20 protein-coding genes are annotated in these 21,721 nt (G+C 72.2%); 11 read left to right on the top strand and 9 right to left on the bottom strand.

Features of this window, described 5'->3' with window-relative positions; translation table 11 throughout:
* The first annotated feature begins 324 nt into the window (after positions 1-324).
* From ACYVOO_RS38330 to ACYVOO_RS38305, 6 genes are all read left to right on the top strand, one after another.
* Positions 325-1,806, top strand: coding sequence for an MFS transporter (locus ACYVOO_RS38330; RefSeq protein WP_461020338.1), 1,482 nt, complete (start codon positions 325-327; stop codon positions 1,804-1,806).
* Between the two features lie 58 nt (positions 1,807-1,864).
* Entirely contained in the window at positions 1,865-3,652 is a 1,788-nt protein-coding gene (locus ACYVOO_RS38325) for a dihydroxyacetone kinase family protein (RefSeq protein WP_461020337.1), read from the top strand.
* A 104-nt stretch (positions 3,653-3,756) separates the two neighbouring features.
* A complete protein-coding gene (locus tag ACYVOO_RS38320) occupies positions 3,757-4,317 on the top strand; it encodes a ribose-5-phosphate isomerase (protein WP_461020336.1) in 561 nt (186 codons plus the stop codon).
* A gap of 1 nt (position 4,318) precedes the next feature.
* Positions 4,319-5,278, top strand: coding sequence for a triose-phosphate isomerase family protein (locus ACYVOO_RS38315; protein ID WP_461020335.1), 960 nt, complete (start codon positions 4,319-4,321; stop codon positions 5,276-5,278).
* Positions 5,278-6,075 carry a sugar phosphate isomerase/epimerase family protein gene (locus tag ACYVOO_RS38310; RefSeq protein ID WP_461020334.1) on the top strand — a complete coding sequence of 266 codons (798 nt, stop codon included), beginning with the start codon at positions 5,278-5,280 and terminating at the stop codon, positions 6,073-6,075. Before ACYVOO_RS38315 ends, ACYVOO_RS38310 begins: the two co-directional genes overlap by 1 nt.
* Complete coding sequence (locus ACYVOO_RS38305; protein WP_461020333.1) at positions 6,075-6,953, top strand: phosphogluconate dehydrogenase C-terminal domain-containing protein; 879 nt, start codon at positions 6,075-6,077, stop codon at positions 6,951-6,953. Before ACYVOO_RS38310 ends, ACYVOO_RS38305 begins: the two co-directional genes overlap by 1 nt.
* A 174-nt stretch (positions 6,954-7,127) precedes the next feature.
* On the opposite strand, the gene ACYVOO_RS38300 is transcribed toward ACYVOO_RS38305, so the two are convergent.
* Positions 7,128-7,967: a TIGR03619 family F420-dependent LLM class oxidoreductase gene (locus tag ACYVOO_RS38300; protein WP_461020332.1), complete on the bottom strand. Its 840-nt coding sequence runs from the start codon at positions 7,965-7,967 to the stop codon at positions 7,128-7,130.
* 115 nt (positions 7,968-8,082) lie between these two features.
* On the opposite strand from ACYVOO_RS38300, the gene ACYVOO_RS38295 reads away from it, so the two are divergent.
* Both ACYVOO_RS38295 and ACYVOO_RS38290 read left to right on the top strand, forming a co-directional pair.
* Positions 8,083-8,598: a hypothetical protein gene (locus tag ACYVOO_RS38295; protein ID WP_461020331.1), complete on the top strand. Its 516-nt coding sequence runs from the start codon at positions 8,083-8,085 to the stop codon at positions 8,596-8,598.
* Positions 8,599-8,806: 208 nt separating this feature from the next.
* On the top strand, positions 8,807-10,366 hold the full coding sequence (locus ACYVOO_RS38290) for a CehA/McbA family metallohydrolase (RefSeq protein WP_461020330.1): 1,560 nt from the start codon (positions 8,807-8,809) through the stop codon (positions 10,364-10,366).
* On the opposite strand, the gene ACYVOO_RS38285 is transcribed toward ACYVOO_RS38290, so the two are convergent.
* Entirely contained in the window at positions 10,363-11,250 is an 888-nt protein-coding gene (locus tag ACYVOO_RS38285) for a helix-turn-helix transcriptional regulator (RefSeq protein ID WP_461020329.1), read from the bottom strand. The genes ACYVOO_RS38290 and ACYVOO_RS38285 overlap by 4 nt on opposite strands.
* Positions 11,251-11,408: 158 nt before the next feature.
* On the opposite strand from ACYVOO_RS38285, the gene ACYVOO_RS38280 reads away from it, so the two are divergent.
* Positions 11,409-12,437 carry an aldo/keto reductase gene (locus ACYVOO_RS38280; RefSeq protein WP_461020328.1) on the top strand — a complete coding sequence of 343 codons (1,029 nt, stop codon included), beginning with the start codon at positions 11,409-11,411 and terminating at the stop codon, positions 12,435-12,437.
* 53 nt (positions 12,438-12,490) lie between these two features.
* Here ACYVOO_RS38280 and ACYVOO_RS38275 read toward each other — a convergent pair whose 3' ends face one another.
* Positions 12,491-12,751: a hypothetical protein gene (locus ACYVOO_RS38275; RefSeq protein ID WP_461020327.1), complete on the bottom strand. Its 261-nt coding sequence runs from the start codon at positions 12,749-12,751 to the stop codon at positions 12,491-12,493.
* Complete coding sequence (locus ACYVOO_RS38270; protein ID WP_461020326.1) at positions 12,748-13,161, bottom strand: hypothetical protein; 414 nt, start codon at positions 13,159-13,161, stop codon at positions 12,748-12,750. The genes ACYVOO_RS38275 and ACYVOO_RS38270 overlap by 4 nt, the downstream gene beginning before the upstream one ends.
* A 170-nt stretch (positions 13,162-13,331) precedes the next feature.
* Between ACYVOO_RS38270 and ACYVOO_RS38265 the strand changes: the two genes are divergently transcribed.
* Positions 13,332-14,723 (top strand): tetratricopeptide repeat protein, encoded by a 1,392-nt coding sequence (locus ACYVOO_RS38265; RefSeq protein WP_461020325.1) that lies wholly within the window; start codon positions 13,332-13,334, stop codon positions 14,721-14,723.
* Between the two features lie 34 nt (positions 14,724-14,757).
* A complete protein-coding gene (locus ACYVOO_RS38260) occupies positions 14,758-15,735 on the top strand; it encodes a hypothetical protein (RefSeq protein ID WP_461020324.1) in 978 nt (325 codons plus the stop codon).
* Positions 15,736-15,760: 25 nt separating this feature from the next.
* Here ACYVOO_RS38260 and ACYVOO_RS38255 read toward each other — a convergent pair whose 3' ends face one another.
* The 5 genes from ACYVOO_RS38255 to ACYVOO_RS38235 form a co-directional block, all read right to left on the bottom strand.
* On the bottom strand, positions 15,761-16,405 hold the full coding sequence (locus tag ACYVOO_RS38255) for a hypothetical protein (protein ID WP_461020323.1): 645 nt from the start codon (positions 16,403-16,405) through the stop codon (positions 15,761-15,763).
* Positions 16,406-16,575: 170 nt separating this feature from the next.
* Complete coding sequence (locus ACYVOO_RS38250) at positions 16,576-18,315, bottom strand: N-acyl-D-amino-acid deacylase family protein (protein WP_461020322.1); 1,740 nt, start codon at positions 18,313-18,315, stop codon at positions 16,576-16,578.
* A 149-nt stretch (positions 18,316-18,464) separates the two neighbouring features.
* On the bottom strand, positions 18,465-19,601 hold the full coding sequence (locus ACYVOO_RS38245) for an LLM class flavin-dependent oxidoreductase (RefSeq protein ID WP_461020321.1): 1,137 nt from the start codon (positions 19,599-19,601) through the stop codon (positions 18,465-18,467).
* A gap of 138 nt (positions 19,602-19,739) precedes the next feature.
* Positions 19,740-20,603 (bottom strand): SDR family NAD(P)-dependent oxidoreductase, encoded by an 864-nt coding sequence (locus ACYVOO_RS38240; RefSeq protein ID WP_461020320.1) that lies wholly within the window; start codon positions 20,601-20,603, stop codon positions 19,740-19,742.
* Positions 20,604-20,691: 88 nt separating this feature from the next.
* Positions 20,692-21,603, bottom strand: coding sequence for an LLM class F420-dependent oxidoreductase (locus ACYVOO_RS38235; RefSeq protein ID WP_461020407.1), 912 nt, complete (start codon positions 21,601-21,603; stop codon positions 20,692-20,694).
* Positions 21,604-21,721 lie beyond the last annotated feature (118 nt).

The following is a 21,721-nucleotide window of genomic DNA, read 5'->3' as shown; positions in this document are numbered from 1 at the left end:
AGGCTGGGCGCTCACGCGGCGTTCCCTTTCACGTACGGAGGCTCCCTCGGTCGGCGCCGCTCCCGGCGCGTGCTCCCGGAGGGAGGGCGGGCGGCGGCCCGGCTCCAGTACATCAGAGCACGTCGCAAAGGGGTCCCGGGTGGGCCGTCAAGGGGATTCAAAAGCGACATACATCACTTTGGTAAATTGGTGACCAATTTGCTGGTGCAGGCTTAGCGTGCTCCGTACAGCCCCCTGTCCAGCGAGTTCTCTCGCGGAGCCGCCGCCAGGTGGACAGGGTTTCTTCTCCGGACGACGCGGTCCGGATCGGAAGAGGAGTTCGTCATGAGTGCCACCGCCGCTCCAGCCGTGGAGCGATCAGCGATCAAGAAGATCGCCGTCCGGCTCGTCCCCTTCGTCGCCCTGATGTTCTTCGTGAACTATCTGGACCGGACGGCCATCTCCTTCGCCGAGCCCAACGGCATGGGCCAGGACCTCGGTCTGACCGCCGCCCAGTTCGGCCTCGCGTCGGGCGTCTTCTTCATCGGCTACATCGTGCTCGAAGTGCCCAGCAACATGGCGCTGCACAAGTTCGGCGCCCGCCGCTGGCTGGCCCGCATCATGATCTCGTGGGGCGTCGTCTCGCTGCTGTTCACATGGGTGCAGAGCAGCGGGCAGCTCTACTCGCTGCGCTTCCTGCTGGGGGTGGCCGAGGCCGGATTCTTCCCCGGCGCGATCCTCTTCCTCAGCCAGTGGGTGCCCGCCCGGCACCGCACGAAGATCCTCGCCCTCTTCTACCTCGCCCAGCCGCTGACCACGGTCATCGGTGCCCCTCTCGCGGGCTGGCTCATCAACCAGCACGGCGCCTTCCTGGGCCTTGAGGGCTGGCGCTTCATGTTCCTCGGGGTCTCGATCCCGGCGATCGTCCTGGGCGTCGTCGCCTGGTTCTACCTGATCGACCGCCCGGCCGACGCGAAGTGGCTGACCCAGGCCGAGAAGGACTGGCTGACGGCCGAGCTGGCGCGCGAGAACACCGCCAAGACGGACGGTACGGACGGCGCCGACGGGAAGGCCCAGGGCGGCCAGGACAGTCATGGCAGCCACGGCAAGGCGGCGCTCAAGGCCGCGTTCACCAGTGGGCGCGTCTGGACGCTGGCGGTCATCTACTTCGGCTTCATCTACGGGCTGTACGCGCTCGCGTTCTTCCTGCCGACGATCATCAAGGGGTTCGAGGAGCAGTACGACACCAGCTTCGACGTGCTCCAGACCGGGCTGATCACCGCGATCCCGTATCTGCCCGCGGCCATCGTGCTGTTCTTCTGGTCCCGGCACGCCACCCGGCACGGGCTGCGGTCCTGGCACATCGCGGGCCCAGCGGTGGTCGGCGGGCTGAGCATTCCGCTCGCCCTCTACATGGGCTCACCGGCCGCCACCATCGCCGTGATCACGGTGACCGCGTGCGCGATCTTCGCCGCGCTGCCCACCTTCTGGTCGCTGCCCTCCCAGTTCCTGACCGGGGCCGCGGCTGCCGCGGGCATCGCGCTGATCAACACCGCGGGCAACATCGCGGGGTTCGCAGCGGGCTACATCACCGGCTGGCTCAAGGACTTCAGCGGCACCTACTACCTGCCGCTCTTCCTCGTCGGCGCGTTCATGCTGCTGTCCGCCATGCTGATGCTCCGGCTCAGCGCACGGGAGGGGAAGGGCCCCCGGACGCCGGAGGGGTCGACGGGGCCGACGGGATCGGCAGGTTCGACGGGATCGGTGGTGGCCGAGGGCGCCCCCTCCGCGCCGCAGCCCCTCGCGCCTCCCGCCACCGGCCGCTGACTCGCCGCCCTGCCCCACCGCCCCACCGCTTCCCCCACGGTCCTGGAGGCCGCCTCTCATGACTCGACTGTTCAACGAGCCCTCCGCCTTCGCGGACGAGGCCCTGGAGGGCTTCGTCGCCGCGCACCGCCGCTGGGTACGCGGCGTCCCCGGAGGCGTCGTACGCAGCACGCCCACGGTTCACGGGCAGGTCGCGGTCGTCGTCGGCGGCGGCTCCGGCCACTACCCCGCGTTCTCCGGCCTCGTCGGCCAGGGCCTGGCGCACGGCGCGGCGGTCGGCAACGTCTTCGCCTCGCCCTCCGCGCAGCAGATCCACCAGGTCGCCTGGGCAGCGCACTCCGGCGGCGGAGTGCTGCTGGCCTTCGGCAACTACGCCGGGGACGTACTGCACTTCGGGCAGGCGGCGGAGCGGCTGAACGGCGAGGGCATCCGCTGCGAGACGCTCGCCGTCACCGACGACGTGTCCAGCGCCGAAGCGTCCGAGCCGGAGCGGCGCAGGGGCGTGGCGGGCGATCTGACGGTCTTCAAGACGGCGGCAGCGGCGGCGGAGCAGGGGCTCGCGCTGGACGAGGTGGTGCGCCTCGCGCGCCTCGCCAACGCGCGTACGCGCTCCTTCGGCATCGCCTTCTCCGGCTGCACGCTGCCCGGCGCCGAAGGGCCCCTGTTCGAGGTGCCGGAGGGCCGGATGGCCGTCGGCCTGGGCATCCACGGCGAGCCCGGGCTCGGGGAGCGCGAGGTCCCCAGTGCGGACGAGGCGGCCGGGCTGCTGGTCTCCACGCTGCTGTCCGAGCTGCCCGACGGCGTGGCCACGCCCCGTGGGCAGCGAGCGGCGGTGCTCCTGAACGGGCTGGGCTCGGTCAAGTACGAGGAACTGTTCGTCGTCTACCGGCGCGTCGCGGCCCTTCTGGAGGAGGCGGGCGTCGAAACCGTCGATCCGGAGGTCGGGGAGCTGGTCACCAGCTTCGACATGGCGGGCGTCTCGCTCACCCTCTGCTGGCTGGACGACGAGCTGGAGCCGCTGTGGCGGGCTCCGGCCGACGCGCCCGCGTACCGCAAGGGGAGCGTGGCACCGGCCGGTGCCGGGGACGGGGCTGGAACCGGAACCGGAGCCGGGGCAGCGCCTGTTGCCGTTCCCGCGACCGGGCCCGCCATCGAGCCCGTGCCCGCGCCCGTTCCGGGTGCGAGCGACGCCTCCCGCCGTGCGGCCCGTACCGCGCTGGCCGCCCTGGAGGCCGCAGCGCGCACCGTCGCGGAGCAGGAGGAGGAACTCGGGCGGATCGACGCCGTCGCGGGCGACGGGGACCACGGCATCGGGATGCGCCGCGGCTCCTCCGCCGCGTGCGAGGCGGGCCGTGAGGCGCTCGACCAGGGCGCCGGAGCGGGGACGCTGCTCCAGCGCGCCGCCGACGCCTGGGCCGACCGAGCGGGCGGCACCTCGGGCGCGCTGTGGGGCGTCGTCCTGCGCGCGTTCGGCACCGCGTTCGGCGACCAGGAAGCGCCAGCACCGGGGACCGTCGGCGACGCCGCCGCGGAGGCGTCGGCCGCCGTGCGACGGCTCGGCGGGGCCGAGGTCGGCGACAAGACCATGGTGGACGTGCTGGTGCCGTTCGCCGAGACGCTCGGCAAGGGCGTCGCCGAGGGGCGCGCGCTGACCGTCGCCTGGGACGACGCCGCGACCGCCGCCGAGCGCGCCGCCGAGGCCACCGCCGGTCTGCTGCCCCGGATGGGCCGGGCCCGCCCGCACGCCGAGAAGAGCCTCGGGACCCCGGACGCGGGCGCCGTCTCGCTCGCCCTGATAGCCCGCGCGGTGCACGGCGTACTGGCCGCCAGGACCGCAGGGGGCTGAGCCGACGGACGGCCTCCCCCGCACTCGCCCCCGTGCCCGTGCCCGCGTCGACGAGCCGACGTACCGCACCACCCCGAAGTACCGCACCACTAAGGAAAGCTGAGATGGCTGACAAGGCTGACACCGCACCGCAGGCCCCCGCGCTCCGCATCGTCGTCGGCAGCGACGACGCCGGATACTCCTACAAGGAGGCACTGAAGCAGGACCTGGAGGCCAGCGGACTCGTCGCGTCCGTACGGGACGTGGGCGTCGACGCGGACGGCCACACCGCCTACCCGAAGGTCGCGATAGCCGCCGCCGAACTCGTCGCCGCGGGCGAGGCGGACCGCGCCCTCCTGGTGTGCGGCACGGGCCTCGGCGTGGCCATCGCCGCGAACAAGGTGAAGGGCATCCGCGCCGTCACCGCGCACGACAGCTTCTCCGTCGAGCGGGCCGTCCTCTCCAACAACGCGCAGGTGCTCACCTTCGGCCAGCGCGTCGTCGGCCTGGAACTCGCCCGCAGGCTGGCGGCGGAGTGGCTGACGTACCGCTTCGACACCTCGTCCGCCTCGGCCGCCAAGGTCCAGCTCATGTGCGACTACGAGGAGAGCCGCGACGGCGACGACGCGACCGGCACCGGCACCGCCTCGGGCCCCGGCAACGGCCCCGGTCACGAGGCGGCCTGACATGGCCCCCGACCACCCCACGGGGGCCTCGACCGCCTCGGCCGTCTCAACCACCCCGACCGCCTCGGCCGTCACCATCGGCGTCAGCCTCAAGATGTACTTCGGGCATCACGAGACGCTCAACTGGTGCCGCCGCATCGCGGCGATCGCCGACCGGCACCCCGCCGTCGCCAGCGGGCTCGCCGAGACCTTCGTCCTGCCCTCCTTCCCGACGCTCGCCCCCGCCTGCGGCATCCTCGCCGGATCGGGCGTACGGATCGGCGCGCAGGACCTGTGCGCCGAGGACAACGGCGCCTACACGGGCGAGGTCGCGGGCCCTCAACTGAGGGAGATCGGCTGCTCCTACGCGGAGGTCGGCCACGCCGAACGGCGCCGCCTCTTCGGCGAGGACGACCACACCGTCGCCACCAAGACGGCGGCCGCGCTGCGGTCCGGGCTCACCCCGGTGCTCTGCGTCGGCGAGCCGGAGCGCGTGCGGGTGGGAGAGGCGACGGAGCGCTGCATCGACGAGGTGTCCTCGGCGCTCGCCGTCGCGGCGCGGGACGGTGTGGGCGGTGTGGGCGGTGTGGGCGGTGTGCTGGGGCGCGTCCTGGTCGCTTACGAGCCACAGTGGGCCATCGGCGCCCCGGAGCCCGCCTCGCCCGAGCACATCGGCGCCGTCTGCGCGGACCTGTCCGCGTGGCTGGCGGAACAGCCGGGCCTGACGGGCAGCCGGGTCATCTACGGCGGCAGCGCGGGCCCCGGCCTGCTGACGCGGCTCGACGCGCGCGCGGGCGGCCTGTTCCTGGGCCGGTTCGCCCACGACCCGGCGGCCTTCGCCCGGATCCTCGACGAGGCCGTCGCCCTCCACGGCCTCCCCCAGGGGAGCCATCCGCAAGGGGGCCCGCCGCAGGGGAGCCGCCCGCAGGGGACGACCGGCGGCCACGGAAACGGAACCGACACCCTGGAAAGGAGCGCGTGATGGCCTACGGCCTGAGCACGTACGCGTTCTTCTGGCGCCTGTCCGAACGGGCCCCGAAGCCGCTGACGGTTCGCGAGATGCTGGAGAACACGCGCGCCCTGGGGGCCGACGTCTTCCAGATCTGCGACCACCCGGTGATCGAGTCCTTCACCGACGCCGAGCTGACGGAGGTGCGCGCCGCCGCCGACGACCTGGGCATCCGCCTGGAACTCGGCACCCGAGGCGTGGCCCCCGGCCACCTGCGCCGCTACCTCCGCCTCGCCGAAGCGCTGGGCGCCACCTTCGTGCGCAGCATGCTCAACACCGCCGACCACCGTCCCTCCACCGACGAGGCCACGGCCCTGCTGCGCGAGACCGTGCCCGCCTACGCGGAGCGCGGGGTCACCCTCGGCCTGGAGACGTACGAGCAGGTCTCCACGGACGATCTGCTCACCGTCGTACGGGCCGTGGACAGCCCCCACCTGGGCGTCTGCCTGGACCCCGGCAACAGCGTCGCCCGCCTGGAGCGGCCCGTCGACGTGGTGGAGCGCACCGCCCCTCACGTGGTCAACATCCATGTGAAGGACTTCGCGTTCAGCCGCCGCGACGGCTGGATCGGCTTCACCCTCGCGGGCTGCCCGCTCGGCGAGGGGCTGCTCGATTACGCCCACATGGTGGAGCGGGTCCTTCCCGACGAGCGGGACATCAACCAGATCGTGGAGCACTGGCTCCCGTGGCAGGGCGGCTTCGAGGAGACCGCCCGGCTCGAAGACCAGTGGACACAGCACAGCGTCAACACCCTCATGAGGAGCAAGTGATGTCCGAGCAGGAGACCGAGCAGCGGACCGTCGCCGTCATCGGCGCCGCGGGCAAGATGGGCCAGCGCGTCTCGAACAACCTCGTGGAGAGCGACTTCCGGGTCCTGTTCAGCGAGAACTCGCCCAAGGGACAGGAACTGCTCCGGGAGAAGGGCCGCGAACTGACGGACTCGGCCGAGGCCGCCGCCCAGGCCGACGTCGTCATCCTCGCCGTGCCCGACATCGTGCTGGGCACCGTCTCCGAGGCCCTGGTGCCCCTGATGCGACCCGGCTCGGTGCTGCTCACCCTGGACCCGGCCGCCGCGTACGCGGGGCTGCTCGCGCGCAGGGCCGACGTCGTCAACGCGGTGGCGCACCCCTGCCACCCGTCCGTCTTCCTGGAGCGCACCACCAAGGAGGAGTGGGCCGACACCTTCGGGGGGATCGCCGCGCCCCAGGAGGTCGTGGCGGCGTACGAGGGCGCCGACGAGAGCCGCAAGGACCTGGCCGACGAGGTCATCCGCACCATGTACGCGCCCGTCGTCGACGTCCACTGGGTGACGGTCAAGCAGTTGGCCGTGCTGGAGCCGACCCTCGTCGAGACCATCGCCTGCATGGTCGGCGCCCTGCTCACCGAGGCCCTGGACGAGACGGTCAACACCGTCGGCGTGCCCGAGAAGGCCGCCCGCGCGATGCTGCTCGGCCACACCCAGGTGGCGCTGGCCAACACCCTGAAGGGGTCCAACCCGTTCTCCGACGCCTGCCTGATCGCCATGGACTACGGGCGCGAGTCGATCGTCAAGGACGACTGGAAGAAGGTCTTCCAGGACGACGAGCTGGACAAGGTCATCACGCGGATGCTGAAGATCAAGGAGATCAGGCGCGCCGAGGCGGCGTGAACGGAGGGGGGAGGGGAGAGGGGAGCGGGGAACGGGAAGGGGGCACCGGGTTGGCGGTGTCCCCTGACGGCTGACAGATGGCGGATGGCGGATAACAGGTAGCGGATATCAAGTAACAGATAACGCTATCCGTCATCTGTCAGCCGTTACCCGTCAGCCCGCGCCCGCGCCCGCTCACAAGTACCGCGCGTACGCGTCCAGCGTGCGCAGTACCTCGGTCTCCTCGCCCGCGGGAAGCCGCAGGACGACCTGGTCGATGCCCAGTTCCGCGTAGTGCTCCAGCTTGCCCGGTGACGGTTCCACGAAGCTGGGCACCACCATGGGCCGCTCCGGGCCGCGCCCGGCCCGCTCCCATGTCTCGTGGAGGACCGGGAGCGCGTCGGCCAGGCCGCTGCCTCCGATGGGGATCCAGCCGTCCGCGTACTCCGCGATCTGCGCGAACAGCTTCGGCCCCGCGGCCCCGCCCAGCAGCACAGGCGGTCCGCCCCGTCGCGCGGGCTTGGGGTGCGCGAGGCTGGCGCTCACGGAGCCGAAGGTGCCCTCGTAGGGCGTCGGTTCCGGATCCCACAGTGCCCGCATCAGCGCGATCCGGTCACGTACCAGCTCCCTCCTGCCGGACCATTCGACGCCGTGGTCGGCGGCCTCCTCCACGTTCCAGCCGAAGCCGACGCCGAGCCCGCCGAGGCTGAACCGCCCCTCGGAGAGCAGGTCGAGCGTCGCGATCGTCTTGGCCAGCGCGATGGGGTCGTGCTGGGCGACGAGGGTGACGCTCGTGCCGAGCGCGATGCGCTCGGTCACGGTGGCCGCGGCGGCGAGCGCGACGTAGGGGTCGAGCAGGCGCCCGTACTCGCGAGAGAGCGGTTCCCCCATCGGCGACGGGGTCTCGCGGCTGACGGGGATGTGGGTGTGCTCGGGCAGGTAGAGCCCGTCGAAACCGCGCTGTTCGACCTCGCGGGCGAGCCGGGCCGGGCGGATGGTCTCGTCCGTCGAGGGGATTGTCGTCGCGATCCGCATCCAGGGCCCTTCTCTCGGCGTCCTGACGAGTGGTCTACGGTTCTACGGTTCCGTGGCCCAGGCCCGTACGACGGGTGGGCCACCGTCACTCTGCACACGATCACGGGGGAAATCCATGCGAACTGCCACTCTTGTTCTCTTCCTCGGGGCCCTGCTGGGGCTGGGGCCCGTCGCCGCGCACGCCTCGACGCCCGCGTATCCGCACAAGAGCCCGTCGTCGGAACGGACATCGGGCCAGACCACGAGCCGGACGACGGGCCAGACGTCCACTCAGACGCCCAGCCGGACCTCCGGCCTGATCTCGGCGCACTCCGCTTCCGCTTCCACCGTGCAGGCGGCGCCGGGGCGGTCCTCGGGCGGGAGCAGCGGCGGGGGTAGCCGCAGCGGCGGCAGCAGCACGGGCGGCACCGTCAGCGGCAGCGGCGGCATCAGCAAGGACAGCGGTTCCAGCAGCGGTAAGAGCCGTTCCACCAGCGGGGTCACCACCACCGGTACCACCGGTACCAGCGGCACGAGTGACAGCAGCACGACGAGCAAGTGGGTCAAGCGGCTGCTGATGTACCTGCTGCTGCCGCTCGTCCTGATCGTGGCGCTGGTCGTCTTCCTGGTTCGCCGCGCCCGCCGCGACTGAACCCGGGTGCGGCGAACCCGCCGCGTCCTGGCCCGGCGGGGCCGTGCCCGCGCGGCCCCGCCACCGTCCTTTCCCGGGCCCCTGCCCGGCGCACCGAAGCCCCTCGTCACCCCCTCTTCTCCGAGTTATCCACAGGGCTTTCCCTGCCTGTCCCGCCCGCGTACAACTGTGTCTCGCGGCACTTTCGACGCAAGGGGGGCGGTCCGGGATGGAACGACGCGAGGTCATCAAGCTGTCCGCGGTTGCGGGCGCGGCCAGTGTGCTTACGCTCAATACCGTGAGCTTCGCTCGCGCCGCGGGCGGCGGCGTGGACAACGGCCCGGACGGCAGCCAGGACGGCGGTGGTGCCGGGCGGGACGGCGGCGCCGAGGAGAGCCGGACCGTCCGCGGCCATCTGCCCACCGGCGCACCGGACTTCGTCTATCTGCCGGTCGAAGTCCCCGGCGGCGTGCGCGAGATCGCCGTCTCGTACACGTACGAGAAGCCGCAGGTCCCCGCGGGCACTCCGGGGAACGCGTTGGACATCGGCATCTTCGACGAGCGGGGCACGGCGCCCGGCGGCAAGGGGTTCCGCGGCTGGTCGGGCGGCTTCCGCACCAGTTTCGCGATCAGCGCCGAGAAGGCCACTCCCGGCTATCTCGCGGGCCCGGTGCGCGAGGGCACCTGGCACATCGCGCTGGGGCCCTACACGGTCGCGCCCCAGGGCCTGGACTACGAGGTGACGGTCACCCTCCGCCGCGGCGAGCGGGGCGAGACGCCGAAGCCCGCCTATCCGCCGGAGCGCGCCAAGGGGCGGGGCAGGGCCTGGTATCGGGGCGACTGCCATCTGCACACCGTCCACTCCGACGGGCAGCGCACCCCGGCGGAGGTCGCCGCCGCCGCGCGCGCCGCCGGGCTCGATTTCCTCACCACCACCGAGCACAACACCACGTCGGGGCACGCCGCATGGGAGGGGCTGTGGGGCGAGGATCTCCTCGTCCTCTGCGGCGAGGAGGTCACCACGAGGAACGGGCACTATCTCGCCCTGGGCACCGAGCCGGGCACCTTCGTGGACTGGCGTTATCGCGCGCGGGACGACGCCTATGAGCGCTACGCCCGCAGAATCCGCCGGGCCGGTGGCCTGGTGGTCCCGGCGCACCCCAACTGCCCGTTCGTGGGCTGCCAGTGGAAGTTCGGCTACGAGGACGCGGACGCCGTCGAGGTCTGGAACGGCCCCTGGACAGCCGATGACGAACTGGCCGTCGCCGCCTGGGACAACATGCTGGTCTCGGCCGCCGAGAGCGGCGACGGCTGGCTTCCGGCCATGGGGAACAGCGATGCCCACCGCGAGCCCCAGGTCGTGGGACTGCCCCAGACGGTCGTCCTCGCCGAGGACCTGTCCCGGCGCGCGCTGCTCGACGGTATCCGCGCGGGCCGCAGCTATCTCGCCGAGTCCTCGAAGGTCGGGCTGAAACTGTCCGCGAGCGGCGGCCGGGGCGGGCACGCGGGCATCGGTGACCGCCTCCGCGTCCCCGCCGACGCGGAGGTGACGGTCAGGATGGAGGTCTCGGGCGCGCCCGAGGGCGCCACGTTCCGCCTGCTGACCGACCAGGGGGAGATGCGTTCGGGTCCCGTGAGCGCCGCGCCCGTCGAGTGGCGTGCCACGGCTTCCCTGGCCACGTACGTCCGCGCGGAGATACGCCACAAGGTGCCCGAGGGCTCCCCCTCGGGGATACCGGGCGCGATGGCGGCCATGACCAACCCCGTGTGGCTGGACGCCACCGCCTAGCCTGCCGTCCCCGTCCCCGCGCCCGCTCTCCCCGCGCCCGCTCCCACAGGCTCTCGGGCGAGCCTGCGCAGGACGGTCTCGGAGGGTGATCCGGGGTCCACGGTGTAGGTGCACAGCGTCTGGTCCGGGTCGAGGGTGAGCCGGAAGGCCTCGTAGGTGACCGTCAGCTCACCTGCCCCTGGGTGGTGGATGCGCTTGGTGCCGGAGAGCTTTTCGCGCACCTCCTGCTCCTCCCACAGCACGCGGAACTCCGGGCTCTCCTCCAGCAGCCGTGCGAGGACACCCTCGACCCGGGGGTGGCCGGGGTGGCGTCCGGTCTCGGCACGGAGGGCGGCGACGGTCTCGGCGGCCACGCTGTCCCAGTCGGGGTGCAGCGCCCGGCTCTCGGGGTGGAGGAAGACGAGCAGCGGGCTGTTCCGCTCCTCCGGGGGCAGCGTCTCCATGTCGTAGGCGATCCGCGCGCCGAGCCGGTTCCAGGCCAGGTAGTCCAGTCCGGGGCCCACCACGAAGGCGGGCACGGTTTCCATCGAGTCGAGGAGGCGTTGGATCTGGGGCCGTACGACGAGGTTGTCGGCGCCCCCGTGCCGGTGGCGCGGCGCGGCCAGGTTGCGCAGGTGGCTGCGCTCGTCCTCGGTCATCCGCAGCGCCCGTGCCAGGGCTTCCAGCACCGAGTCCGAGATGCCGTGCGCGCGGCCCTGCTCGATGCGGATGTAGTAGTCGACGCTGATGCCCGCGAGCTGGGCGACCTCCTCGCGGCGCAGCCCGGGCACGCGCCTGCGGTTCGGCATCCGGGGCAGCCCCGCCTCGCCCGGTTCCAGAGCGGCCCGGCGGGCTCTCAGGAACGCGGCAATGCCCATCGTCTCCGTGTGCTCGCCTCGTGCCATGGCTCCAGTATCCGCCGGGTGGTACTGCCGGACCCAGGCTGAGCCTGATCTGGTTGCCGGCCGCGGGAGCCCGCAGAGTCGTCCCCGTAGACGCACGGACACAGCCACAGGCACAGCCGCGCACAGGCACACGCACACAGAACGAGGGGTACGCAGCGATGCGACGCAGGATTCTCGGCGGGACGGGCATCTCCGTCAGCGACCACGCGCTCGGCGCGATGATGTTCGGGGGCCTGAGCGACACGGACGACGACGAGGCCGTCCGCATCATCCACCGCGCGATGGACGCGGGCATCAACTTCATCGACACCGCCGATGTCTACTCCACCGGCGGCTCTGAGCGGGTCGTCGGCAAGGCGCTCAAGGGGGGCCGTCGCGACGAGGTGGTCCTCGCCACCAAGGGCCACCTCCCCATGGGCCCCGACGCCAACCAGGGCGGCAACTCGCGCCGCTGGCTCACCCGCGCCCTGGAGGACAGCCTCCGCCGCCTGGGCACCGACCACGTCGACCTTTACCAGGTGCACCGCCCCGACCCGGACACGGACATCGACGAGACGCTCTCGGCGCTGTCCGACTTCGTCCGCTCGGGCAAGGCGCGCGCCGTCGGCACGTCCACGTTTCCCGCCGAGCAGTTGGTCGAGGCGCAGTGGGCGTCGGAGCGTCGCGGTCATGTCCGCCTCCGTACCGAGCAGCCGCACTACTCGCTGCTCGCGCGCGGTGTGGAGCGGGCGGTGCTGCCGACGGCGCAGAAGTACGGGCTCGGCGTGCTGACGTGGGGGCCGCTGTCCGCGGGCTGGCTGTCGGGCCGCATACGTTCCGCCGCGGACATCGACCTCGGCCAGGGGCGCGGCAGCGTGGAGCGGCACAAGTTCGATCCCGCGCTGCCGGGCAACGCGCGCAAGCTGGAGGCCGTCGGCCTGCTCGCCAAGCTGGCCGAGGAGGCGGGGCTGCCGCTGCCCCACCTGGCGACGGCGTTCGTCCGCGCCCACCCGGCGATCACCTCGGTCATCCTCGGCCCCCGCACGATGGACCACCTGGACTCGCTGCTCACGGGCGCGGAGGTGACGCTGAGCGCGGACGTCCTGGACCGTATCGACGAGATCGTCCCGCCGGGCACGGACCTCAACGCGGACGACTTCTACTTCACCCCGCCGCCCCTGACCGACGCGTCCCTGCGCCGCCGCTGAACGGGCCCGCCCAGGCCGGGCCAGGCCCGGGGAGTCGCCCCCGTCGACGCACCTCAGCCGCTGCCGCTGCGCCCCTGTACGGGCTTGCGGCAGTCGGGCACCCTGCCCGGGAGTGGGATCGCGGGGGCGGAGTCGAGGACGTAGCAGAGCTGCGCGTGCAGGAACTCCGCCTCGGCGGCGGAGAGCGTCAGCGGCAGGTCGGAGTGGTGCTCGCCGTCCCGCAGCAGCCACAGCGGGACGGTGACCCGCCCCTCTCCGTCCCACGACACGGCGGTGTTGGGCACGCGGTGCACCTGCCATCCGGTACGGCTCACGCGACGGCTCCCTGTGCCGTGCCGACCGGGTGCCCGTGAAGGATCCACGGTCCCGCCTCCGCCCCGTCCGGCGCCAGGCCGTCCAGCGCCAGGCCCAGCGCGCTACGGCGCTCCGCCCGCCGCGCCTCCCGCTCGTGCGCCCGCAGGTACGGCCGCACGAGAGGCGTCCGGCTGCCGTCCACCCACTCCTCCGGCTCGGGCGTCCGGCGCAACGGCATGCGGGGCGGGTCCAACGGCCTGACGACGAGGCGCCGTCCGGACGTCGTGCGGGGCCCCGGGGCCGGTTCGGGGACCGGCTCGGCCTCGTTCCGGCAGGTGCAGCAGGTGCAGCAGCACCCCGGTACGGGCACGAACCGGCTCAGCAGCCGATGCAGCACCCTGTGGAGGAAGGGATGGGCAGGGTCGGACATGTCGTCAGCTCCTTGTTCTAGCTGGTGGCCATGCCCCGGGGCCGGTGAGGTCGGCCGCCGGGGTCTTTCTACCTCTACGCAACCGCACGACTACGCACAGCGGTACCGTTGGACCCACGCTGGGACTTGAAACCCTTGAAAGTTCCCTTGGACGGCGGGAGTTGTCAGCGATGGGCCAACGCTCACCACGCGTACCGAACGAGCGGTTGACCGCTCTCGTCAGGGAAACCGGCTGGTCGCACACCCAGTTCGCGTGGGCGGTCAACCGCGTCGGCGCGGAACGGGGCGATTCCCTGCGCTACGACCAGTCGGCCGTGTGTCACTGGTTGCACGGCACCATGCCGCGCGCGCGAGTACGGCCACTGCTCCTCGAAGCCCTCGCGCGACGGCTGAACCGGCCGGTCACCGAGAGCGCGGCGGGTTTCCCCACCGCACCGGATACGGGGCCTGGCCCGTCGGGCATCCCTACCGTAGAGAGTCTTGTCGACCTGGGGAGCCATGACATGGATCCCTCGCGCAGGGGCGTACTCGGCGTGGGCCTGTTCTCCGTCGCCCTCACGATTCCCGGCTGGCCGGACGTGGTGGGCCGCGCCGAGGCCGTGCAGAGCGGGCGTGCCCGGCGCATCGGGCAGGGCGAGGTGGACACGGTCGTCGCGATGACCGAGCGCATCTCGGACCTGGACGACGAGTTCGGCGGGCGTCACGCCCGCCCCATGGCGGCGGCGTTCCTGGTCAACACCGTCGCCCCCTATCTGCGGGCCGACGCGCCGGAGGCGGTACGCAAGTCGGCGCTCTCCGCCGCCGCCTACCTGAGTTTCCTCGCGGGGTACATGGCCGTCGACGAGGGGCACCATGGGCTCGCCCAGCGCTACTACGTCAAGTCCCTGGAGCTGGCCGGGGCCGCCGACAACCACCTCACGTACTGCGCCACGCTGCGCGGCATGAGCGTGCAGGCCATCAACCTCCGGCACGACCGGCTCTCCCTGGAACTCGCCGACGCCGCCGCCGAGGCCGCCCCGCAGGCCGGTCCCCGCGTTCGCGCTCTCCTTTCCGGGCAGCAGGCACACGCGGCGGCCCGTGCTGGCGACCGCCCGGGGGCCCTGCGGCTGATCCGGGAGACCGAGGCATCGCTGGACCGCGCCGAGTCGCGCGAGGGACGGACGTTCACCTCGTACGACCCGGCCGCGCTGAACTACCACATCGCCGAGATCCGTCACGAATTCGGCGACCCGCACGGCTCCGTCGAAGCGCTCCAGGAAGCCGAACGGCTCAGGAACAGCAACCACCGGCGCACGCGCGTGCACCGTGGCGGTCTGCTCGCCGAGCGGCAGCTCGGCGTCGGGCATCTCGAAGCCGCCTGCGCCACCTGGAACCGGGCGCTGGACGAGTACCCGCACGTCCAGTCCGGGCGTGCCGACGAGCGCGTCGTCGACGCGGTGCGGCTGTTGCGCCCATACCTCAAGAACCCCGTGGCCAGGGCCGTCCACGACCGGGCGCGCGCCCTCGCCCCAAGCGGCCCGAACGCCCCGAACGGGCGGGGAGGTGTCACCGGGCTCCTCTAGGATGCGAGCATCCGGGGGCGGAGGGGGACGAACCGTGAAGCGCGCACTCGTCGGGCTGTCGACGCCGATCACGTACGACTACGAGAACGTCCTGGGGCAGACGGAGCACGGCGGGACCATTCCCAACGCCGTACTGGAGAACGTGACGGGGCTGCTGCTCTGCTACGACGAGATCTGGTTCGTCTCGCGGGAGTTCTGCCCCGTGGACCTGCGGGAACTGCCGTACGTCAAGTTCATCGACGACCACCCGGACCTGTGGCAGCGCAGCCTGGTGGCGCGCGAGCAGTACGACTACACGGACTTCCGGGAGACCGTCACGAGGATCGGCGAGGCCCGGCCCGACGACTATCCCGATGTGGTGGACAGGATGCGGCGGGCCCTGCCCTACGCGTTCGGGCCCGACAACCACTCCCGCGGCATCACCCCGGGGTTCGGTCAGGGCAATTCCGCCGACCCCGTCCTCTTCGTCCAGGACCTCGGCATCGCCGCCGCCATGGACATGGACGTGGACCTCGTCTCCAACAGCATCATGGCCAGGGCCCTGCGCGCCCTGGGCCGGGCCGCGCCCGGTGGCGGGGTCGAGACGTTCGAGCAGTGGCAGCTCCAGGCGGCGGAGGAGGTGGTAGCGCTGCGGACGATCGACCATCTCGGGCGGCGCGGCGCCTATCACGAGTCGATCGAGGACCTGCGCGCGCACGCTCGTCTCCAGGAGTTCCGGGACTACATGAGCGAGGCGGACAGGCCGGACGCGGACGCGACGGCCCTCGCAGCCGAGGTCTGCCGCCTCGCCACGCGGCACTCCGTTGAGGTCATGGACCGCTTCGTGCGGGGCAGGGGAAAGCTGCGCACCATCGGCAGGGCGAGCATCGGCCCGGCGGGCAACCTCGTCCACCCGGGACTCGGCAGCCTGCTGAGCGGTGCGCTGTCCCTGGGCGAGTGGAACAAGGAGAGGAAGCAGCGCCAGAACGTGGCGTGGGCGCTGTTCGTGCTCCAGGCGCGGAACGGCCGGTAGCCCCCGGTAGACCGGCCGTTCCGGCTCACAGCGAGTGCCGACGCCCCTGGGGTGCGCCGCCTCCGCGCGTCACCGTTCCGGCGTGCGGACCGTGCGGACCGTGCGGCCCGGCGTGTGGGCGGTTCGCGTGCGAGTCGGCGGCCGGTTTCGCCGTGCCGCCCTCGCGCGTCGGGGTCCCACGGCTCGTCGCGCTCAGCGCCGCCGCCTGGGCCACTGTCGTGCTTCCGGGTGCGAGAGGGGGCCGGGCGACGTCGGGGCCCACCGGCCCGTGGTGTGTGGGAAGGGGCGGATAGTAGGTGCCCGCGTCCTGCGGGAGGAGCTTTGCCGCGTAGTAGGACACGCCCTGCGCGATGGCGCCCGCACCGCCCAGCGCCGGACTGAGTGCACCGGCGCTGGAAGCGCCGTACACGGCCGCGCCGACGACGTTGACGACACCGCTGGCGGCTTTGTAGTAATTGGGTTTCGGGTGGATGTGGTCCGGGTGCCAATAGATCTGCCAGGCGTGTCCGGCCTCGTCGGCGACCTGTTTGAGCCCGACGATCCCGTTTACCGCGACACCGGCCCCATAAGCCTTGAGGTTTCTCGTGATGGTGCCGATCCCCTGAAGGGCGAGGGGAAGACCTTCAAGGGTGGCTTCCAGTGCTCTTTGACTCCGGGGAGACTCGCTCATATTTCCCGCCACTTGCCGTATGCCGTATGCCGAATCCGCGGTTTCGCGGTTCATTCCGGAATACGGCGAAGGGCGCCCTCGTGACGCGGCCGTTGACGGGCCTCATACGGTCCGGCCAGCGCTTTTAACGCTTTTCCCAGCCCCGCCCCCTCCCCTCCCCCGTACCTGTCTCACCCCGTCCGCACCGTCTCCGTGTCGCGCCCCGAGCGCAGCACCGTGCCGGGCACGGCGCCCGTGACGCGGTCGTCGCGGACCGTCTCCACGCCGTTGACCCAGACGCCGACGATGCCCGTGGCCTCGGAGTCGAGACGGGGGCTGTCGCCCGGGAGGTCGTGGAGGAGGCGGGCCGGGCCCGCGTCGATGCGGTCTGGGTCGAAGAGGACGAGGTCCGCGTGCCAGCCCTCGGTCACGCGGCCCCGCTCGCGCAGCCCGAACAGCCGCGCCGGGTCGTCCGTCAGCATCTTCACCGCGCGCTCCAGGCCGACCAGTTTCCGCCCGCGCAGGCAGTCGCCCAGAAAACGGGTGGTGTACGGGGCGCCGCACATGCGGTCCAGGTGGGCGCCCGCGTCGGAGCCGCCGAGCAGCACGTCCTCGTGCTCCCAGGTGCGGCGGCGCAGCTCCCAGCTCGCGGGGTCGTTGTCGGTGGGCATGGGCCACAGCACCGTACGCAGGTCGTCGGCGGCGCAGATCTCGACGAGGCACTCGAAGGGGTCGAGCCCCCGCTCGGCGGCGATGTCCCGGACGACGCGCCCCGACAGGCCCTCGTTGGCGGCCGAGTAGGTGTCGCCGATGACGTAGCGGTCGAAGCGCGCGAGGCGCCGGAAGACACCGGCCTCCTTGCTGTCGGCGCGCCGCAGCATCTCCGCGCGCACCGCCGGATCGCGCAGCTTCGCGACGCGCTCGGCGGGCGGCAGCCCCAGGATGTCGCCCCAGCCGGGGATGAGGTTGAGGGCGCAGAAGGTGCCCAGCGACATGTTCATCGGGGTGAGGATGGGCATCGTCAGCGCGACGACGCGCCCGCCCGCCTTGCGGGCCCGCTCGCTGGCCTCCAACTGCCGGGGCACGCGCTCGGGCACGGCGGCGTCGATGGTGAGGACGTTCCAGTTCAGGGGGCGTCCGGCGACGGCGCTCATCTCGGCGAAGAGGTCGATCTCCTCGTCCGAGAACTGGTCGAGGCAGCCGGAGACGATCGCCTCTATCTGGGTGCCCTCGTGCTCGGCAACCGCGCGGGACAGGGCCAGGAGTTCTCCGGGCCTGGCGTGCCGGGAGGCGACGGGCTCGCCGTCGCCGTCGGAGTGGGTGGCGGACTGGGTCGTGGACAGGCCCCACGCGCCCGCGTCCATCGCCTCGTGGAAGAGGCGCAGCATCTCGGCGAGCTGCTCCTCGCTGGGCTGCCCGCCCACCGCGTCCGCGCCCATGACGTGCCGCCGCAGCGCGCAGTGGCCCACCATGAAGCCCGCGTTGACGGCCGTGCGCCCCTCCAGCGCGTCCAGGTACTCGCCGAAGCTGTGCCAGTTCCAGGGGGCGCCCTCCTCCAGTGCGACCAGGGACATGCCCTCGACCTTGGACATCATCCGACGGGTGTAGTCGGCGTCCTCCGGGCGGTCCGGGTGGAGGGGCGCGAGGGTGAAGCCGCAGTTGCCGCCCGCGACGGTGGTGACGCCGTGGTTCATCGACGGGGTGGCGTAGGGGTCCCAGAAGAGCTGCGCGTCGTAGTGGGTGTGCGGGTCGACGAAGCCGGGCGCCAGGACGAGCCCGGCCGCCTCCTGGCTGGAGCGCGCCTCCTCGTGGACGGTCCCCGGTTCGGCGACGACGGCGATGCGGCCGTCCCGTATGCCGACGTCGGCGGTGTACGAGGGCGCACCCGTGCCGTCCACCACGGTCGCGCCCTTGATCAGGTGGTCAAGCATGGTTCCGTCTCCTCCTCGGGCTCGGGTTCGGATCGGCCTCGGGGCCCCGTGCGGCGGCCGGTTGGTCACCGGTTCCGGAACGAACGCTCACCGGCCGCGGGACGGGGCCCGGCCCCGGCGCCCGCCCCGCAACCGGTAATGGCGCGCGCTCAGCCCCGCGCGGCCCGTGCCGCGTCCCGGAAGCGGGTCGTCCTGTGCACCGGGTCCGTGTCGATCTGCGGGATGACGTGCTCGCCGATGAGCCGGATCGTGTTGAGCGTGTCCTCCGGCGGGATGCCGATGGGCAGCCCGAACGAGAGCTGGTCGGCCCCGGCCTGCTCCCAGCGCTTGCACTGCTGGAGCACCTCGTCGGGGTTGCCGCAGATCATCAGCTCTTCGGCGATGAGCAGATCGATGACCTCGTCGGTGTACTCCGGCAGCAACTCCGGCCACTCCGGGATGCCCTCGGGCCGGGGGAAGGTGTCGTGGTAGCGGAACAGCAGCGACTGGAGGTAGTGCAGGTTGCCCTCGACCGCCAGCCGCCTGGCCTTCTCCGTCGTCTCCGCGCAGATGGCCGTCGAGGTGACCATGACGTTGTCGTTGACGAAGTCGCCCACCGGCTCCGCGTCCTTGACGGCGCCCTTGTACGACTCCAGCACCCACTCCATGTCGGAGACCTTCTGGATGCTGAAGCCGAGCACGCCGAGGCCCTTCTTGCCCGCCATGGCGTACGAGGAGGGCGACCCGGCCGCGTACCACATGCCCGGGTGCGAGCCCCCGTACGGCTTCGGCAGGACCTTGCGCGGCGGCAGCGACCAGTGCTTGCCCCGGAAGCCCGGGTACTCGTCCTGGAGCCACATCCGCGGGAACTCCGCGATGGTCTCCTCCCAGATCTCCTTGGTGTGGTTCATGTCGGTGATGCCCGGCAGGAAGCCCAGGATCTCGTGGGAGCCCGCGCCCCGGCCCGAGCCGAACTCGAAGCGCCCGCCGGACAGGTGGTCGAGCATGGCGACCTTCTCGGCGACCTTCACCGGGTGGTTGACCTGGGGCAGCGGGTTGAAGATGCCGGAGCCGAGGTGGATGCGCTCGGTGGCGTGCGCGAGGTAGCCGAGGAAGACGTCGTTGGCCGACAGGTGCGAGTACTCCTCCAGGAAGTGGTGTTCGGAGGCCCAGGCGTACTTGAACCCCGACCTGTCCGCCTGGATGACGTACTCGGTCTCCTCGACCAGGGCGTGGTGCTCGGCCTCCGGATCGGTCCTCGCCCGCGAAGCGGGCACGTATCCCTGCACAAAGAGCCCGAATTCCAAGGCGGTTCACTCCCTCTTCGGTCCTGCCTCTGTTTCTGACGATGCGTCAGATCTGGATGTGCACGACTCTGGCACCGGCTCCGTGGAGCGTCAATACCTGATGCCCCATCAGGCAACGGGCCGGGTGCGGCCCCGGCCTCACAGCAGCGAGAGGCCCGCCATCCAGCCGCCGTCCACGACGAACGGCTGGCCCGTGATGTACGAGGAGTCCTGGGACGTCAGGAACAGGGCGAGGGCCGCGACCTCGTCCGCCCTGCCGATACGCCCCTGCGGCACGACCTTCGCGTAGAGCGCGTCCAACGCCTCCCGCGAAGCCTGGTCCGACTCCGGGTCCGCCATCCCGGGGTCCACATCCAGGCCGTTCGCCGACGCCTGCCGCGGATTGGTCATCGGGGTGTCGATGGCGCCGGGGCACATGGCGTTGACGCGGATGCCCTTGGCCGCCAGCTCCATCGCCGCCACCCGTGTCATGCCGACGATGGCGGCCTTCGTCGCCGCGTACGAGGTCAGGAAGGCCATGCCGGACAGCGCCGTGTACGAGGCGGTGTTCACGATGGTGCCGCCGCCCGCGGCCGTCAGCTCCGGCGCGAGGGTGCGCATGCCGAGGAAGCAGCCGACCTGGTTGACCTCCACCACCTCGCGGTACTCCGCCAGCGAGGTGCCCGTCAGCTCGGCGAAGCGCACGATGCCCGCGTTGTTCACCAGGCCGTCCACCTTGCCGAACCGCTCCTTGGCGACGGCGACGGCAGCGGCCCAGTCCTCCTCGCTGCGGACGTCGAGACGGACGTACGCCGCGTCCCCGCCCTCCCCGCCGCCCCCGCCCTCCCCGGCGCCCCCGCCCCTGTCTCCCGCCAGCTCCTTGGCCAGCCGCTCGCCCCGCTCGTCCAGCACGTCGCCGAGCACGACGCGCGCGCCCTCGGCCGCGAACAGCCGTGCCTCCTGCTCACCCTGGCCCCGCGCGGCCCCGCTGATGACGATGACGCGCCCGTCGAGTTTGCCCATGTCCAGCGCCTCTTTCCCTGTCCCTGTGTGGTGAACGGTGCGGTCCGGCCCCTGGGCCGGATCCGGGGTCGCCTCCGGGCCCGGTCCGTCAGTCCTCCAGCAGCGGCGCCACCCCCGTGGCGAACGCGGCCATCTGGTCCAGGAGTTCGTCGCGCCCCCGGCTGCGGAAGCGGACCTGGAGCTGCCGCACCCCCATCGCCGCGTACGCGCGCAGCGACTCGGCCAGCGCCTCCGGCGCACCCGAGAGCGTGTGCCGCCCGGTGTCCCAGCCGGGCGTGCCCACGTACAGCGGCTCCGCGATGGCCCCGACGGTGAACGGCTCCTCGACGCCCGCCGCCTCGCGCAGCGCCCGCAGCTTCTCGATCTGCCCCGGCAGCCGGTCCCTGGGGTCGCCCTGCGGCAGCCACCCGTCGCCCCGTACCGCCGCACGGCGCACCGCCGCAGGGGAGGAGCCGCCCACCCAGATCGGGGGCCTGGGTGTCTGCGCCGGCCTGGGCCGCTGCCCGAGCCCGGAGAAGCGGAAGCGCTCCCCCGCGAACTCGGGGAACTCCTCCTCGCCGAGCGCCGCCTTCAGCGCGTCGACGGTCTCGTCCAGTACGGCGCCGCGCCCCGCGAAGTCGGCGCCCAGCACGTCGAACTCCTCGCGCACGTGCCCCGCGCCGACGCCGAGGATCAGCCGCCCGCCCGAGAGGTGGTCGAGCGTGGCGTACTGCTTGGCCGTGGCCAGCGGGTGCCGCAGCCCGACGACCGCCACGTGGCTGAGCAGCCGCACCCGCTGGGTGGCCGCTGCCAGGAAGGACAGGGTGGCGACGGGGTCGTACCAGACCGTGCTCATGGCCGCCGCCAGCCGCCTGGGGATCGCGACGTGCTCGCAGCAGGCGATGTAGTCGAACCCGTGCAGATCGGCGGCCCTGGCGACGGCGACCAGGTCCTCGGCCCCCGCCTCCGCCTCCCACGGCTCGGTGTAGATGGCGCTCTGCGACTGGACCGGCAACTGCATCCCGTACAGCACGACGCACCCTCCTCGGCTCGGTGCGGGCACGCCGCGCGCCCGCCGCTGTGCGGGCCCCATGGTGTTATCTGACGGGCCATCAGACAAGAGGAGTGCGGCCCCCGAC

Source organism: Streptomyces daliensis (assembly GCF_054782395.1).
The sequence above is the reverse complement of the archived record's forward strand: the minus strand, read 5'-3'. Positions and strand labels throughout refer to the sequence as shown.